Source organism: Dermabacter hominis NBRC 106157 (assembly GCF_001570785.1).
GTDB lineage: Bacteria > Actinomycetota > Actinomycetes > Actinomycetales > Dermabacteraceae > Dermabacter > Dermabacter hominis.
On the sequence record NZ_BCSI01000001.1, the window covers coordinates 122,028 to 136,969 of the forward strand.

Below are 14,942 nucleotides of genomic sequence, written 5' to 3' on the forward strand. Positions count from 1 at the left end.
GCATACCGCCGCACGGGGTAGGCCCGCTGCGCACGAACCTGTGCATGCGCGCCCACGCATCCGTTAACTATCCGCCCTATCCGTACGTGAAGGTGCCTCTATGTCCTCGCTTTTTGACGATTTTCCACTTCCCGAATCCTTCCGCGCGCTCGGCGAGGCCGGGAAGGGAAGCAAAGGCGAGGGTGGCACGGGTGCGCGCGCACAGAGCGGGAGTGCGCGAGGGGAGTCCGACGCTTGCCCGCCTCCCGACGAATGGGATTTTTCCGAGGATGCCCCACCCGAGGATTGGGAAACCGCGTTTGATGAGCAGATGTCGGAATCGCCCAATCCCGAGGCGGGGGTGAGCTTTGAGCCGGTTCCGGATGAGCCCGAGCCCGTGCGTCATGAGAGTTTTGCGGCCTGGGGCGGGCGCGATGAGGCTGCTCTCGAGGAGATCGTCGAGGGGCTCAACCCGCCCCAGCGCGATGCGGTCGAACATCGCGGCTCCCCGCTGTTGATCGTTGCCGGGGCAGGCTCCGGCAAGACCCGCGTGCTGACCCGCCGCATCGCTCACCTTTTGCGAAGTGGAGAGGCTCTTCCGGGCGAAATTCTCGCGATCACCTTCACGAACAAGGCCGCCTCCGAGATGAAGGAGAGGGTTGAGGCGCTCATTGGGCCCGCGGCCCGGTACATGTGGGTGTCGACCTTCCACTCGGCGTGCGTGCGTATTTTGCGGCGAGATGCAGCTGCAGCCGGGCTCAAGTCCACGTTCTCGATCTACGACTCGTCAGACTCTAAGCGTCTCATCACGAACATCGCGAAGGACATGGGGCTCGACTCGAAAAGGCACTCGCCCCGAGCGTTCCAGGCAAAGATTTCCTCTCTTAAGAACGAGCTCGTGACGCCCGAGGAATACGCTGCCCAGGCGGAGAACGCGAAGAACCCCGCCGAACGGACGATCGCGCAGATCTACACCCAATACCAGGAGCGGCTGCGCACGGCGAACGCCGTGGACTTCGACGACTTGATCGCGCTGACTGTGCGCCTGCTCGCCGAGAATCCGGGGATTCGCGAAGGCTATCGCCGTCGGTTCCGGCACGTGCTCGTGGATGAGTATCAGGACACGAACACCGCGCAGTACAGGCTCGTGCGCGAGCTCGTGGGCGATGATCCTCGCGCGGACCTCACGGTCGTGGGCGACTCAGACCAGTCGATCTATGCTTTCCGCGGCGCGACGATCCGCAACATCATCGAGTTCGAGCAGGATTTCCCGAGCGCCCGCACGATCGTGCTTGAGCAAAACTATCGCTCGACCCAAACGATCCTCAGCGCCGCGAACGCGGTCATCAAGGAAAACCAGGGCAGGCGGCCCAAGAAGCTGTGGACCGACCAGGGCGACGGCCAGCAGATCACGCTGTACGTGGCCGACGATGAGCAGGGCGAGGCGCGGTACATCACCCGCCAGATTGACGCTCTCATCGATGAGGGGGCGAAGGCTGGCGACATCGCCGTGTTTTATCGGGCAAATGCCCAGTCCCGCGCGCTTGAGGATCAGCTCATTCGCGTGGGCCTCCCGTACAAGGTTGTGGGCGGAACGCGCTTTTACGAGCGGCGGGAAATTAAGGACGCGATCGCGTATCTTCGGGTGCTGACGAACCCCGTCGATGAAATCAATCTGCGACGCATCCTCAATACGCCTAAGCGTGGAATCGGCGAGAGGGCTGAGGCCGCCGTGTCAGTGCTCGCGGAACAGGAGCGGATCAGCTTCGGCGAGGCGCTCGAGCGCGCGAGCGAAGCCCCCGGCATTGCGACGCGCTCTCTGGGCGCGATTGAGAAGTTCGTGTCACTCATGTCGCGCGTGCGCGAAAAGGTCGAAAAGGGCGAGGGCCCGAGCGACGTTCTCGAAGAGATCCTGAGCGAGAGCGGGTATTACGCCTCCCTCCAGAGCAGCGATGATCCCCAGGATGAATCCCGCCTCGAGAACCTCGCGGAGCTCGTGAGTGTCGCCGCTGACTTCGAGGCGGATCTCGCGGCTGCGGAAGCCGCGGCCTCCGAGTTCGAGGACGAGCAGGGTGGCCCCGAAGCCCCGAGTGGTTCGCTCGTCGATCAGTTCCTCGAAAAGGTTTCACTGGTCGCCGACTCCGATCAGATCCCCGAGGGCGAGGATCAGTTCGTGACCCTCATGACCCTCCATACCGCTAAGGGCCTCGAGTTCCCGATCGTGTTCCTCACGGGGATGGAAGACGGCACCTTCCCGCACCAGCGGACCCTCGCCGATCCGAAAGAACTCGAGGAGGAGCGCCGCCTCGCCTACGTGGGGATTACCCGAGCGCGCGAGCGGCTGTTCATTACGCGTGCGAGCGTGCGCGCCGCGTGGGGCACGCCGCAGTTCTTCCCCGCGTCCCGGTTCCTTGAGGAGATCCCCGAGGCCCTCGTGCACGTAGCGCGCGCAGGAAACGCGCGTGCGTACGCTGATTTCGGCGGTGGCGTTGGTGGCGGCTTCGGCGGTTCCGACGGTTGGGGTACTTCGAGCAGGCGTGGCCCATCTGTCACCGGCGTAGGCGTCGGTGGCGGCCGCCGCGACGTGTCGAGGCCGAGTTTCGGTTCAGGCAAGAAGGCGAAGACGGCGAGCGAAATCCCGAACCTCGAGGTTGGCGACCGCGTGACGCACGATAGCTTCGGCATGGGTACCGTCGTCTCCGCGTCCGGGGCGGGGGAGAAGCTCCAGGTCGAGGTCCAGTTCCGGGAGCCGCACGGGAAAAAGCGCCTCCTGGTGCGCTACGCGCCAATCACGAAGCTCTGAGCGAGAGCAGCCGGCGCGACCCGTCCGGGCATCCTTCTCTCAGGCGTGAGACGCAGTTTTTCTCGACCCTCATGAGTTTCGGGCTGTACGTCTCGCACGCACGCGGTAGATTCGTAGCAGGTCCCATGCGCACATGGGCATCTCGCACTAAGGAGTGACATTGCGAATCGGAATCCCGAGAGAAACACTCGAGGATCAGCCGCTCGTCGCCGCCACGCCCGACACCGTACGCAAGCTCCGGAAGCTTGGCTACGACGTCGCGGTTGAGCGCGGTGCTGGGGAGCGCGCCTCATACCTCGATGCCGCCTACGCCGAAGCCGGCGCCGAGATCGTGGGGGAGGAGGTGTGGCAGTCCGATATCGTGACGACGCTCGATACGCCCCCGCGCGAGATGCGCGAGAGGATGCTCGCTGGTGCCGTGCTCATTTCTCGCATGGCGCCGGGTCGTAACCCGGAGCTCATTGACGAACTGAAAGAACATCGACTCACGGCGCTCGCGATGGATGCGGTGCCGCGTATTTCGCGCGCGCAATCGATGGACGTGCTCAGTTCGATGGCGAACATCGCCGGCTATCGCGCGGTCATCGAGGCCGCGAGCAATTTTGGGCGTCTCTTCACGGGCCAGGTGACGGCAGCCGGCAAGGTGCCGCCCGCGAACGTGTACGTGATCGGGGCTGGCGTTGCGGGCCTCGCCGCTATTGGAACGGCGAATTCGATGGGCGCGATCGTGAAGGCTACCGATCTTCGCCCCGAGGCTGCCGAGCAGGTTGAGTCGATGGGAGCGGAATTCGTCCCGATCGAGGCGAAGACGGAGAAGTCTGAGGATGGCTACGCGAAGGAGATGACGGCGGACCAAGCGAAGGCGGCCGCGGAGCTCTATTCGCGGCAGTCGGCCGAGGCGGACATCGTCATTACGACCGCAAATATCCCGGGCCGCAAGGCGCCGGTGCTTCTCACCGCCGCTGATGTTCAGAACATGAAGCCCGGCTCGGTGATCGTGGATATGGCTGCCGCGAACGGCGGCAACTGTGAGTTGACGAGGCCTGGCGAGGTCTACCAGACCGAGAATGGCGTGACGATCGTGGGCCACACCGACCTCGCGGGCCGGCTCCCCGGTCAGGCGAGCCAGCTGTACGGGCAGAACATCGTGAACCTCATGAAGCTCGTGACGCCTCAGAAGAATGGCGTGATGATGCTCGATTTCGAGGACACGATCGTTCGTGGCATCACGGTAACGTTCGCGCACGATGGCCAGGCGGATGTGCTGTGGCCACCGCCTCCCGTGAAGGTGTCGGCGGCGCCTGCACCTGCAGCCGAAGCGGCACCGGCTCCCGCCGAAGCGCCCGAAGCGAAGAAGTCCCACGCGGGGACTATCGCGGCGATCATCGGTGGCATCCTCGGTGTGGCACTTGTGCTTGCGAGTCCCTTCCAGGTGGCGGAGCAGTACATGGTGCTCATGCTCGCGATCGTGGTGGGCTACTACGTGATCACGTCGGTGACGCATTCGCTGCACACGCCGCTCATGAGCGAGACGAACGCGATTTCTGGGATCATTCTCGTGGGCGCGATTTTGCAGGTGGGCAGCGCGAATATTGCCGTGGCGATTCTGTCGTTCATTGCGATTGTCATCGCGAGCATCAACATTTTTGGCGGGTTTACGGTCACGCACCGCATGCTCTCCATGTTTTCGAGGGAGGGCTGATCGATGGACATGCAGCTGATTGATTGGACGTTGAGGCTCACGACCCTCGCGTACATTGCCGCGGCCATTCTTTTCATCCTCGCGCTCGTGGGGCTCAGCGCGCAAAAGAGCGCGAAGCGCGGCAACATCTTTGGTGCGGCCGGTATGGGCATTGCGCTTGTAGCCACGATCGCGCGTGCGCTCGCGAACTCGCACGTGGATCCCGAGCATTTCAATGGCCCGATCGTCACGCTCATCTTGATCATTCTCGCGATGGGTATCGGTGCCGGCGTCGGCATCCCGCTCGCGAAGAAGGTGGAGATGACGGGCATGCCCGAGCTCATCGCCATGCTCCACTCGTTTGTGGGTCTTTCGGCGGTGCTGATCGGCTTCAATAGTTTCCTGCATCCGTATGGTATTTTGCCCGCGATGGAGACCTTCCATCTGGGCGAGGTGGCGCTCAGTATTTTCATCGGCGCCGTGACGTTCACGGGTTCGATCGTTGCCTACCTCAAGCTTTCGGCGAAGATCAAAGGCGCGCCGCTCATGCTTCCGGGCCGCAACTGGATCAACCTCGGCGTCCTCGCTCTCTCGCTCGTTCTCACGATCGTGTTCATGGCGAGCGGCGGCGAGGGCTTCGCCGGCTGGGCCTCGATTCTCCTGCTCACGATCCTTGCGCTCTTCCTCGGCTTCCACCTGGTGGCGGCGATCGGCGGTGGCGACATGCCCGTCGTCGTCTCGATGCTCAACAGTTACTCGGGCTGGGCGGCGGCGGCCGCGGGCTTTATGCTCGGCAACAACCTGCTCATCATCACGGGCGCGCTCGTCGGCTCGTCGGGTGCGTACCTGAGCTACATCATGTGCAAGGCGATGAACCGCTCGTTCATTTCGGTGATCCTCGGCGGGTTTGGTTCCGACGGTGGCTCATCTACCGCCGAGCGTGATTACGGGCAGCACACCGAGATCACGCCTGAAGAGACGGCGGAGCTTCTCAAGGGTGCCTCGACGGTCATGATCACCCCCGGCTACGGCATGGCTGTGGCGCAGGCGCAGTACCCGGTTGCGGAGCTGACGAAGAAGCTCCGCGAGCATGGCGTGGACGTCACGTTCGGTATTCACCCGGTGGCGGGGCGTTTGCCCGGGCACATGAACGTGCTTCTCGCCGAGGCGAAAGTTCCCTACGACATCGTGCTGGAAATGGACGAGGTGAATGACGACTTCGGCGACGTTGATGTCGTGCTCGTGATTGGCGCGAATGACACGGTGAATCCGATTGCCGAGGAGCCGGGCAGTCCGATCGCAGGCATGCCCGTGCTGAAGGTGTGGGACGCGAAGCGTGTCGTCGTGTTCAAGCGGTCGATGGGTGCCGGATACGCGGGCGTTCAGAACCCGCTGTTCTTCAACGAGAACACGGACATGCTGCTCGGCGACGCGAAGGCGTCAGTCGAGTCGATTACGAAGGCGCTCTAGCCTCTCTCGCTCAACCGAGGGCCCCGCGCGTACCCGTCCGTGGGTGGGCGCGGGGCCCTTCTATGCGGAGATCTAGTTCGCCGGGCCTCGGGCCGGAGTCAGGAGTCGAGGAGTGCTTTGAGCATTGGCTCGATGTTGTCGCGCTTCACGAAATCGGTGTCTGTGCCCCACGTGTCGAGCATTTCCTGGTCGTTCGCGTGGCGTTTGCTCGCGGGCGTCGCCTTCATGAAGGCGTGCACGCCCGTGAGGGCAGCCTTGTGGGCGAAAGACACCTTGGAGTGGGCGAGGCCGCCGCGCGCATGGAAGCGTTCGGTGCGCGCATACACGTCGCTCGGGAGGTTCGCGCGATGCACTTTATCGACCTCCTCGGTGCGGCTCGGGTCAGCCCAGGCAACGGAGAGTAGGGCGAGGCGGGCGCCTTTGAAAGCTTGTGCGGCGCTCACGAATGCCTTGACGTCGTGGAGCTTGCCCGCATAGTTGCCGCCCGCGTACACGACGAGGTCGGGTTCACCTCCGAGTGTCTCTGTTGCTGCTTCGACGGTGAATCCTTTGGTGGTGAGGGTGTGCACGTCCCAACCCGCATCCGTGAGGGCGCTCGCGATCATCTCGGCGTATCGGCCGGAGTGCCCGTAGATCGAGGCGTTGAGGATGAGGGCTTTCATGGGTGCTCCTTCGCGGTGGTGGTCGGTACTTCCAGCCTGCCACGCACCGCCGCGCACGGGCAGGGACCACCGGTGCGCGGCGCTCAGGCTGTCACGTTAATGAGCGCGAGCGCGCCGCGTTCGAGGTCGACGAACTGGTGATTGACGGCCTTATACGTGCCTTCTTCGTGAAACACCATCTCGACGAAGCCTCCCTGGCAGCTGCCGAGGTCGAGAGCTTGTGCGCCGCCGCCGGTGGTGTTGTCGGGCCGCAGTAGATATTCGCCTTCCTTGAAGACGGTGTCGAAAACGGTACCGACGACGTGGAAGGCAATTCCTCGGCTGGGCCCTGCGGCGAGTACCCAGATGCGCACGCGCTCGCCAACCTTTGCCTCGAGTGGCTCGTGCACGTACTGGTTCGCGTGTCCGTTGAGCACGGTGAAGTCGGGGCGTTCGGCGAAGATTTTTTCCGAAGAGATGGCGTGAACCGCGCAACCGTCGGGCCCCTGAACAGGGTTTCCATCCGCGCCGGTGCTGGCCCCCGGGGCGAGGTAGTGCTCGGATTGGACGAGCACGTACTCCCGGTCGGCCGGCGCGAGTCCCTGCGGCGGGACGATGAGGATTCCGTACATGCCGCCGGAGAGGTGCATCGTCATGGGCGCGGTCGAGCAGTGGTAGAGCCACGCGCCGGCGTAGTCGGTCGTGAAGGGGTAGGTGAGGCTCTCACCAGGCGCGATCGTGCGCATGTAGCGATTAGGCGCGACGGTGCCCGCGTGGAAGTCGATCGAATGGCCCATCTCGCCGCTGTTGGTGAGGGTTAATTCGATTTTTCCGCCAAGGGGGGAGGTGATCACGGGCCCCATCACCTCGCCGTTGTACACCATCGACTCCATCGCGATGCCGGGCGCGATCTCGAGGTTTTCCTCGGTGACGGTGAAGGCGAGTTTTTGCGGCGTGCCAGGGGAGGGGGCGGCGGGCATCACCGGATCGCGCCGTGTGCGGGAGGAGCCGGGTGCGGCTTTGAGGTCGGCTTTGACCCGTGTGAGGGGAGCGTTGTGTGTTCCGACGGTTTCCGCGCCTTGTCCGCTCCCGTGAGAGTCGGTGGCCCCGGCCCCCGTGGGGGCGATGTTGAGGGTCATCCCCATCGCGCGGTGACCGACGATCGAGCACCAGCCTTCGACGGGTTCCGTGATGACGCCGGCCTCGAGCACGGCGGTGTCGCCTGGGTGGAGGCGCGCCGTGTGCGGGCCCGTGGCGAGAACGAGGTCGTGCGTGTTTGCGGGATCGACGTTGCGGACCTCGATTTCGAGTCGGTCACCCACGGGCACCTCGAGCGTGTTCGGAACGAAGCGCATGTCGGCATTCGCCTCGACCTTCACGCGGGTCGTGTGGCCCGTGGGAGCGATGCGTGTGCCCGCACCATCCGGGGACTTAGCGCTACCTGAAGAGGATCCGACGGCAGCCGCGCCCGCAAGGGTGCCGTCGAAAGCGCGCCCGACCGCGGCGAGCGAGAACACCGTTCCCATGCCCGCGAGGGCGCTCGTCAGGTGGCGGCGGCCGAGTGTTGCCGGCTGCTCACGGCGAGCCTTTCCTTCACGCGCCAGAGCGGGAGTGGAGCTCATGCCGGAGGCAGTGGCAGCCGGGGCCGAGCCGCTCGTCGCCGACTGCTGCGGGTCTGCGGGAGCACCTATGCCGGGCATTCCGAGCTGCGCCGAACGTTCGGTGAATTCGAGGCGCTCGCGAAGATTGACCTTGACCATGCGGAGCATGAGGACGGTGAACGACGCGAGTACGATAAACGCCACCGCGGATACAAGAACGCGCGTGACCGAGCCGAACTGGCTCGGTGCGAACGTGCCGAACGTGAGGGCCCCAAAGAGCGCCTCGCCAATCGTGCCCGAGACGCTCGCGAACGCGAACATGCCAAGCGCGAGATTGAGGGTGACGACGCGGAATACGGCGCCGCGACTCATGACGGCGAGGCTCGCCTTGAGAGCGCGGGGACCGCCGCCCATCGACACCGGCAAGAGGTAGCTCATGGCTCCGAGCAGTACCTGGAGAAGGAAGCCCGCGATGAAGGGAACGCTCAGGTCGTGGAGGCGAGCCGCGGTGAGTGAGAAGTTGAGGGGCGAGGTGACCGGGGAGCCGTCGGAACTTCCGATCGACGCTGCCCACAGCACTGCGAGGGCGAGCGTTGAGCCGAGGAACCACACCGATCCAGCGCCGATCGAGAGCACGGGGAACAGGGGGAGTGGCTCGCGGCGCACCTGGCGGGCGGACTGCCGCGCGAGGGCGATGAGGAGTGCGCCGATGACGACTTGGCCGAGGATGTAGAGGGCGAGGCCCGCGAGCCCGACGAGGACGTTGTCGACAAGCGCACCGAGCATCGCGATGAGCGTGCCGATCACCATGACGACGAGGAAGCGCGAGGCGCGCATCGCCTTCGCCGGTTCGATTGTTGTGCGCAGCACCGTGGGCCACAGGGTGAGCAGCGTCGCCGAAACAGTGATGCCGACGAAACCGAGGATGTTGACGACCTGGTGCGCGAGTAGCACGCGCCCCTGCCATGGCTCACCGGGGGAGAAAGCGAGGACCGCGCCGAGGACCGCGCCGAAGGGGAGGAGGCACGCGGCCATGAGATAGGCCCGCACAACGAAGGCGAAACGAGGGGAGAGAGCGGCCTTAAGCTGCGCGCCGAGCGCGAAGGCATACCAGAGAATCATGGCGCTCACGCCGACGGCGCCGAGCACAGTGAGGAGCGGGAGAGCCGCGAGCATGCCCGCCATCGTGAGCACAATCGACGCCGTGAGGCCCCAAATGCGCCCCACTTGCGTCGGGCGGGATTCCTCGGCGAGGCGAGTCTTAAGGAGCGCCTCCGTGAAGTGCTGGCCCCAAATCATGATCGAGGTCGTCACGAGCCCCAGCGTCACCATGTGCACGAGCAGCCACCGGAACTGCGGGATGAACGGGTGCGCGGCGACGGCGATCACGAGCGCGATCATCCAATAGGAGACGGGCTTCGTGGCCTTCCTGTGCCAGCTGCGGCGGGTGAAGCCTTCGGGGCGATCATGTGGAGGGGTCACGTGTGGCCTTCCGTGCAGGGGGTGCATCCGGGGCGCAAAGGCGCCCGGCCCATGCTATCGCCGAGTTTGCGCTCTGATCAGGACTTAAATTTCTTGATCTTCGCACCTTCTGGGAGGTCTTCGCGGGCGATTCCCTCGGGGTCGTTCAGGTCGGTCTCTTCGTACGTGTCCTGCATGAGCGCGGCAATGATCCGCAAGAGCACGATCACCGCGAGGAGAATGAGCATCCACGTCACCGGGATAGGGATGATCCTCGAGAACACAAACCAGATCGCGCCGAGCGAGAGGGCGATGATGGACGTGTCGCGCAGGGCCGCGAGCAGGCGCTTCGTCATATTCGCGCGGCGATACCGGCGCCCCGCGACCTTCGCGGCCGCGCGCATCGTCTTTGCCGATTCGCTCGCCGAGTTCTTCGCGCTCTCGGCGCCACGGCGCACGTTTTCGGCCGCTTTCGCCTCCCAGACTTTCTGCGCTCCGCTCGCGTAGGCGCGGGCCTCCCGCTGCACGGCGCGCTTCGCGCCGGGAGCCTGCTTGCGCGCCGTGTTGCGAGCCGCCTTTGCGTAGGTCTTCCAACTGGCCATTACTTCTCATCCCTCATGCGGATATCGCCATCGCGTCTGTCGCGCACATTCGCGCGGCCTTCGCGGATCGCGGCGCGCTCGCGGTCGCGACGCCATTCGTAGTAATAGGAAAGCCCCACGTTGAGCGCGAGCGTGAGCAGGATCGACAGCACGAGGCTCGCGAACTTCGCCTTGATCCCCATGAGTGAGAGGACCACGAAAAAGAGCGTCATGACCACGACGGAAAAGAAAAGGTGATCCATGATGCGCTGGCGGAGCGTTCTACGCTGGGGGCGGGGGCTCGTCATTGTTCCATCGTAACGGCCCCGGTATGGCGGGTGTGACGGGCGCGCGGGTGTCCGCTGTGCCGCTTGGCCGTGGCGATCCCCTAACCTGGAGTCACAATTGCCTGCCATGAAAGGACCCCCGTGGACCTTCTCGAACATCACGCGCGTGAGCTATTCGCCCGCCACGGCGTTCCCGTTCTCGACGGCCGTCTTGCGACTACCCCGCTGGAAGCGCGCACGGCCGCGGAGTCGCTCGACTCTCCCGTGCTGGTCGTGAAGGCCCAGGTCAAGGTCGGCGGTCGCGGAAAGGCCGGCGGCGTTCGGGTCGTTCACACCCCAGCGGAAGCCGAAGAAGCAGCCCGCGCGATCCTCGGTATGGACATCAAGGGGCACACGGTGCATTCCGTCCTGGTTACCGAGGGCGCCGAGATCGCCGAGGAACACTACTTCTCGATTCTTCTCGACCGCTCGGCGCACGGCCTCACGGCGCTGTGCTCGAAAGAGGGAGGCGTCGAGATCGAGCAACTCGCCAAAGACAAGCCCGAGGCGCTCGCGCGCCACGAAATCGACCCGCTCGAGGGCCTCACGGCCAAAGCTTCGCGAGATCTTATCGAAGCTGCGGGCTTCGATGCCGAGCAGATCGGCGCCATCGCCCCGGTTCTCGAACGGCTGTGGGAGGTTTATCGCGACGAAGACGCGACCCTCGTTGAGGTCAACCCCCTCGTGACCACCACGGGGGGAGAGATCCTCGCCCTCGACGGCAAAGTGTCGATCGACGATAACTCGCTGTTCCGTCACGACGACCTTGCCGCCCTCGCCTCAACCGACAGCAAGGACCCCCTCGAGGAAGAGGCCCAGCGTCTCGGCCTCAATTACGTGAAGCTCGACGGCGAAGTCGGCGTTGTGGGCAACGGTGCGGGCCTCGTGATGTCGTCTCTCGACGTTGTCGCCTACGCGGGTCGCGACTTCGGTGGTGTCAACCCCGCGAACTTCCTCGATATCGGCGGTGGGGCCTCGGCGAGCGTCATGGCCGATGGGCTCGGGTTGGTACTCGCCGACCCTCAGGTGAAAAGCGTATTTATCAACGTGTTTGGCGGTATTACCGCGTGCGATCAAGTCGCCCTCGGCATCGTCGGCGCCCTCGAGAGAATCGGCGACCGCGCAGCGAAGCCGATTGTCGTGCGACTCGACGGCAATGCCGTGGAGGAGGGGCGCGAGGTTCTTCGCCGCGCGAAGCACCCGCTCGTGCACATCGCGGATTCAATGGACGACGCCGCGAGGCAAGCCGCAGCGCTCGCCGCTGGAAAGTAGGGCAATCATGGCGATTTTTCTTGACGACAACTCCCGCATCATCGTGCAGGGCATCACCGGAAGCGAGGGTCTCAAGCACGCGCGCCGCATGAGCGCCGCGGGCGCCCAGATCGTGGGTGGGGTCAACCCGAAGAAAGCCGGGAGCGACGTGGACCTCGGCAACCGTCGGACCCCGGTTTTCGGCACGGTGGCCGAAGCGATGCGCGAAACCGGCGCGAATGTCTCCGTGGTTTTCGTGCCGCCCAGGTTTGCGAAGGGGGCCGTGATCGAAGCGATCGAGGCGGGTATGCCACTCGTCGTCGTCATCACGGAGGGCATCCCTGTTCTGGACACCGTCGAGTTTTATGCGCGCGCGCAGCGCAGTGGTCGCACGCGCATCATCGGGCCGAACTGCCCGGGGATCGTCTCGCCGGGTCTGTCCAATGCGGGGATCATCCCCGACCACATCACGGGCCCGGGCCCGATCGGGCTCGTCTCTAAATCCGGCACCCTCACGTACCAGATGATGCACGAACTCTCCGACATCGGCTTCACAACCGCGATCGGAATCGGCGGCGACCCGGTCGTGGGCACGAGCCACATCGATGCCCTCGATGCTTTCGAAGCGGACCCCGCGACGGAGGTGATCGTCATGATCGGTGAAATCGGGGGAGACGCCGAGGAGCGCGCCGCCGAATTCATCCGCGCGAGGGTCACGAAACCCGTCGTCGGCTATATCGCTGGCTTCACCGCTCCCGAAGGCAAAACAATGGGGCACGCGGGCGCTATTGTGAGCGGCTCAAGCGGAACGGCGCGCGCGAAGAAGGCGGCGCTCGAGTCTGCGGGTGTGCGCGTGGGAACGAGCCCGAGTGAGGCCGCGAGGCTCGTACGAGAGGACCTCTAGCGGGCATCGCCTCCCGCCACGGATAGGCGAAGCTCGACGTCGCTCGCACGCGAGTCCTGCACCGCGTTCGCTGTCTCAAGATTGCGACAAGTTGCGCGCCCCACCACGCCGGCACACTCAGTAGTCTTTCCGCATGAGTACACCAGGACCCACCAGGACAACGCCGAGCGAAGCCCCGCGCTTCAACCCCTCGATGCTTGGGGGCGCTTCGAATTGGGACTCCACGCCCGCGCGCACCTCTCGCAGCGGCGCTTTCCTCAAGTACCTCTTTGGCACGGGGCTCGGTCTCGCAGCGCTCTCGCTCGTGCTGAGCTTTCTCGGTGTTGTCTGCGCCGTGTGCTCGTTCGTCGAACCGCTCGCGCGCATGGGCCTTGGAACACTGCCCCTCGCGGTTCTCGCTCTCGTGCTCGCGTTTGTGAGCGTTCGCCTTTCGCAGCGACTGGGCGGAAGCGCCCTCCTCTCGTTTGCCGCGATCGCCGCGTCATTCCCACTCGTGTTCTTCGGGCTGATCTCGTATTCGTTTCTGTTCACCATGCCGGTGGGGAAGGCCTGAGATCCGACGGCACCCCGGCCCACTCGTTGCCAAAGGTTTCTAAGGAAACCGCTTTTAGGATGGGGGCATGAGTACTCCTTACGGCAACGATCCCGTCAACAACCCCCAGGGCTACCCAAAGCCCGAGAACCCCGAGAATCCGCCGAGCGTCGAGAACGCCCAGCAGGAGCAGTCATCGGCACCGAATTGGCAGGCGCAGGAAGCGCTCGCCCCTTCGCACGACGAGTCCGCTGCTGCGACGCCCGAGGGCGGCGTTGTGCACGAGGTCGGCCCGTTCGCCTCGCAGAATGCTGAGGCTGAGGGAGATCGAAAGTCCCCCGAAGCTTCGCAGAATCCCGAAGCGACTCCGGACACAAGCGAAGACGTGCCGTCGTACGGCTCGACCTACCAGCCCGCCCACTACGGCAACGCCGCAGAAGCGGCTCCCGCGGCTCCGAGCTACGGTGCGTCCGCACAGAATGAGCAGGCGCAGCCGGAAAAGGTCGAGGCTGCTCAGGGTGAGCCGGCGGGCGTTGAGCCCGAACAGCCGCGCGAAGAATCCACGCAGTTTGGTTCCTACGGCGCACCGTCGCACGGCGGTGAGTCGAGCGCCACCGAGCAGCACAGCGAGCAATCCACGCAGTTTGGCGCCTACGGCGCACCGGGCCACGAGGGCGCGGCGTCCCAGTCGCAGAGCTACGGCGGGGCCAGCTACGGCGCACCCAGCTATGGCGCGCCGAGCGAAGCGCCCAGCTACGGTTCGTCGCAGCAGAACCAGACTTATGGCGCCCCGAGTGGCGCGCCTGATAGCGGCTACTCGAATACGGACAGCAGCGCCGCGCAGTACGGCACGGCAGCATCCGCAGCGTCGGCAAACTCGGCAACCCCGGCAGCGTCGGCAACCTCGGCAGCTCCCGCGTACTCGGCTCCGTCGGCCCCTTCGGCGAACGAGCCGCAGCAGTTTGACTCGACCGCCGCGGGATCCGGGCAGGCGTCGGCCTTCCAGCAGCCCGGTGAAGCGCAGGGCTTCGGCGCCCAGACTTCAAGCGCCGTGAGCGAGGGGTACGGCAGTGAATCCGCACCCCAAGCGCAGAGCTATGGCCAGCAGAGCTACGGCAACGACTACAGCCAGCAGAGCTACGGCCAGCAGAACCAGCAGCCTAGCTACGCCCAGGGCTATGGCCAGCAGCAGGCCCCCGAGGGCGGCTACAGTGCGATGAACTCCGGCGATCACGGGGCAGCGCCGCAGGGCGGCTACAGCGCCCAGAACTCGAGCGCTAACCAGTTCCAGCCGAGCAACCCGGGTGTGCAAAGCGGTTACTCGGCACCGAGCGCAAATACCGGCTACCCGACCCCCGCGGGCTACAACCAGCAAGCACCCGCCACCGCAAGCGCACCGAAGAAGAGCGGCACTGTGCTCGCCATCATTGGTCTTGTGCTGGCCCTGATCGGTATCGGGCTCTCGTTCGTGCCGCTCATGTTCGTGTATGCCCTTGCGCTCCCGCTCGGCCTCGTGGGGCTCGTGCTCGGTGCTTGGGGCGCCACACGCGGCTTCAAGGGCGGTAGTGGCAAGGCGCTCGGCATCATCACGTCGGTGCTCTCGGTTATCACGATCATCATCGGCATCGTGTCCATCATCATTGGCCTCATCGCGATGCTGGGGTAGCGCGCCACTGCTCGATGCGATTTCGCCTCGTGCCATCTCCTTCGAG

The 14,942-nt window shown here is 64.9% G+C and carries 11 protein-coding genes; 7 read left to right on the plus strand and 4 right to left on the minus strand.

What is annotated here, in order from left to right; all coding sequences use genetic code 11:
- The first annotated feature begins 100 nt into the window (after positions 1-100).
- From pcrA to pntB, 3 genes are all read left to right on the plus strand, one after another.
- Positions 101-2,782 (plus strand): DNA helicase PcrA, encoded by a 2,682-nt coding sequence (gene pcrA / locus DEHOM01_RS00515; RefSeq protein WP_061211036.1) that lies wholly within the window; start codon positions 101-103, stop codon positions 2,780-2,782.
- A gap of 160 nt (positions 2,783-2,942) precedes the next feature.
- Positions 2,943-4,484 (plus strand): Re/Si-specific NAD(P)(+) transhydrogenase subunit alpha, encoded by a 1,542-nt coding sequence (locus tag DEHOM01_RS00520; RefSeq protein ID WP_061211037.1) that lies wholly within the window; start codon positions 2,943-2,945, stop codon positions 4,482-4,484.
- A 3-nt stretch (positions 4,485-4,487) separates the two neighbouring features.
- A complete protein-coding gene (gene pntB / locus DEHOM01_RS00525) occupies positions 4,488-5,933 on the plus strand; it encodes a Re/Si-specific NAD(P)(+) transhydrogenase subunit beta (RefSeq protein WP_061211038.1) in 1,446 nt (481 codons plus the stop codon).
- A gap of 98 nt (positions 5,934-6,031) precedes the next feature.
- Here pntB and DEHOM01_RS00530 read toward each other — a convergent pair whose 3' ends face one another.
- The 4 genes from DEHOM01_RS00530 to DEHOM01_RS00545 all read right to left on the minus strand — a co-directional run bounded on the left by DEHOM01_RS00530 (position 6,032) and on the right by DEHOM01_RS00545 (position 10,525).
- On the minus strand, positions 6,032-6,595 hold the full coding sequence (locus DEHOM01_RS00530) for a flavodoxin domain-containing protein (RefSeq protein WP_061211039.1): 564 nt from the start codon (positions 6,593-6,595) through the stop codon (positions 6,032-6,034).
- Between the two features lie 83 nt (positions 6,596-6,678).
- Positions 6,679-9,657 (minus strand): multicopper oxidase domain-containing protein, encoded by a 2,979-nt coding sequence (locus DEHOM01_RS00535; RefSeq protein ID WP_245630625.1) that lies wholly within the window; start codon positions 9,655-9,657, stop codon positions 6,679-6,681.
- Between the two features lie 77 nt (positions 9,658-9,734).
- Positions 9,735-10,238, minus strand: coding sequence for a hypothetical protein (locus DEHOM01_RS00540; protein ID WP_061211041.1), 504 nt, complete (start codon positions 10,236-10,238; stop codon positions 9,735-9,737).
- Positions 10,238-10,525 carry a hypothetical protein gene (locus DEHOM01_RS00545; protein ID WP_016663938.1) on the minus strand — a complete coding sequence of 96 codons (288 nt, stop codon included), beginning with the start codon at positions 10,523-10,525 and terminating at the stop codon, positions 10,238-10,240. The genes DEHOM01_RS00540 and DEHOM01_RS00545 overlap by 1 nt, the downstream gene beginning before the upstream one ends.
- 120 nt (positions 10,526-10,645) lie before the next feature.
- Here DEHOM01_RS00545 and sucC point away from each other — a divergent pair, with 120 nt between their 5' ends.
- From sucC to DEHOM01_RS00565, 4 genes are all read left to right on the plus strand, one after another.
- A complete protein-coding gene (sucC, locus tag DEHOM01_RS00550) occupies positions 10,646-11,815 on the plus strand; it encodes an ADP-forming succinate--CoA ligase subunit beta (RefSeq protein WP_061211042.1) in 1,170 nt (389 codons plus the stop codon).
- 7 nt (positions 11,816-11,822) lie between these two features.
- A complete protein-coding gene (sucD, locus tag DEHOM01_RS00555) occupies positions 11,823-12,698 on the plus strand; it encodes a succinate--CoA ligase subunit alpha (protein WP_061211043.1) in 876 nt (291 codons plus the stop codon).
- Between the two features lie 133 nt (positions 12,699-12,831).
- Positions 12,832-13,251, plus strand: coding sequence for a hypothetical protein (locus tag DEHOM01_RS00560; protein ID WP_156468270.1), 420 nt, complete (start codon positions 12,832-12,834; stop codon positions 13,249-13,251).
- A gap of 67 nt (positions 13,252-13,318) precedes the next feature.
- Complete coding sequence (locus DEHOM01_RS00565) at positions 13,319-14,896, plus strand: hypothetical protein (RefSeq protein ID WP_061211045.1); 1,578 nt, start codon at positions 13,319-13,321, stop codon at positions 14,894-14,896.
- Positions 14,897-14,942 lie beyond the last annotated feature (46 nt).